Here is a 1,666-nt window from a genome sequence, read left to right as displayed (position 1 = left end):
ACATGGCGCAGGATCAGTGGTCGCGCGTTTTGGACGCCAATCTGAACGCCGTCTTCCACGGATGTCAGGCGGTTTTGCCGGGGATGATGCGGGAGCGGCAGGGGCGGATCGTCAATATTGCTTCGCTCAGCGCCATTTCTTCGCCGGCGGGACAAACCAATTACGCCGCCGCCAAGGCCGGAGTGATCGGCCTGACACAAAGTCTGGCCAAGGAATCAGCCCGAATGGGCATCACCGTGAACGTGGTCTGCCCCGGCTATATTGAGGGAGGACTGCCGGCCGACTGGACCCCGGAGCACCTCAAAGCACTCAAAATGCAGCTCCCGATGCGGCGTTTTGCCAAGCCGGCGGAGATCGCAGCGGCTGTTTTCTTCCTTGCGAGCCCGGATGCGAGCTATATCACTGGTTCGACCCTAAAAATTGACGGAGGCCTCCTTTAGCCTACCCTCTGGACCCTACGAAACGTATCCCCTGCATGCCGACCCGCCAGCGCCTCAAGGAACTAATGATCAGCGAACTCATGCTCGACATGGCCGCAGATGAAATCGGCGATGACACCCCTCTCTTTGGACCCGCAGGCATCGGCCTCGATTCCGTGGACGCCCTTCAGCTCGTGGTGATGATCGAAAAACACTTTGGCTTTAAAATGGCCGATCAGGATCAGGCCAAACGCATCCTGCAGAGTGTGAACTCGATCGCCGAGGCCGTGGACCAAAAGGCGGCAGCGTGACTTCCCTGCCCTAGCCCTGCGTTTTGAAACGCCTCATCTCCATCTCCCTGCGTCTGCTCATCAGCGGAGTGCTGCTTGCGCTGCTGTTTCGGGAGCATGATCTCATCGCTGACATTTTTCCGCGCCTCCGCGCCCTGGTGACGAACTGGCCCTGGGCGCTGGCCGGGATCTCCTTTGCGTTTCTCTCGCTGTTTCTGGCAGCCCTGCGCTGGCACATCATTCTGCGCGGTCAGGTGCCGGATCTGCCGTTCCATGTCGTGCTCTCCACGGAAATCGTCAGCGCTTTCTTCAACATCAGTTCCGTCGGCGTGGTGGGGGGCGACACCTACAAGATCATGTCACTTTCCCGGCGTCTGCCCGGACAGACGATGCCGGTCAGTGTGTCGCTCGTGCTGGATCATCTCACAGGTCTTATCTCCGTGGCCGTCTTGTTCGCGGTCTGCATGCTGACGCGGGCCTCTCACTGGAATGAAATCGGCCATGACCTGCGCATGCTGATCACGGGTTATGCCATGTATGTCGGCGGAGCGCTGGTATGCCTGGTGATCAGCTGGTTTTCCTTCAAACCCAGCCTGCTGGCCTGGGGACGGCGCGCGTTTCCCCGCACCATGGGCAATCCCAAGCTGGCCGGACTCATCGAACGCCTCTCACGGATTCATGAAGTGGCTGCCCGGCTCTGGCAGCGCACTCTTTCGGCCGCGGTCGTTTCCACAGGCATGCATGCGGCTTTTTTCATGAGCTTTTACTGCGGCCTGCGCGCGGTCGGCGGCGCGGCACCTGTGCTGGATGTGCTCACGGCCATGCCTATCGTCGATGCAGCGGCCTCACTGCCGGTTTCCATCTCAGGACTCGGTGTGCGTGAGCGCACTTTCGAGGCCCTGCTGGCAGGTCTGGCGAATGTGCCGGAGGCTGTGGGCGTTTCGGCCTCTCTGGCAG

The 1,666-nt window shown here is 60.6% G+C and carries 3 protein-coding genes; all 3 read left to right on the top strand.

The genetic code is table 11. The features are described 5' to 3' along the window. On the top strand, positions 1–440 hold a 440-nt coding region (locus tag WAW39_RS07330; protein WP_422317305.1), incomplete at its 5' end, for an SDR family oxidoreductase. A gap of 35 nt (positions 441–475) precedes the next feature. After that, positions 476–730: a phosphopantetheine-binding protein gene (locus tag WAW39_RS07325; RefSeq protein ID WP_422317303.1), complete on the top strand. Its 255-nt coding sequence runs from the start codon at positions 476–478 to the stop codon at positions 728–730. A 23-nt stretch (positions 731–753) separates the two neighbouring features. Then, positions 754–1,666, top strand: a 913-nt coding sequence (locus tag WAW39_RS07320; protein ID WP_422317301.1) for a lysylphosphatidylglycerol synthase transmembrane domain-containing protein, incomplete at its 3' end; no start/stop codon positions are given.

This window comes from Prosthecobacter sp., from assembly GCF_049294395.1.
Taxonomy (GTDB): Bacteria; Verrucomicrobiota; Verrucomicrobiia; order Verrucomicrobiales; family Verrucomicrobiaceae; genus Prosthecobacter.
The sequence above is the reverse complement of the archived record's forward strand: the minus strand, read 5'-3'. Positions and strand labels throughout refer to the sequence as shown.

Excerpts from the sequence above, each read along its gene's own strand:
- WAW39_RS07325 (WP_422317303.1), top strand. The coding sequence starts at position 476 with ATGCCGACCCGCCAGCGCCTCAAGGAACTAATGATCAGCGAACTCATG.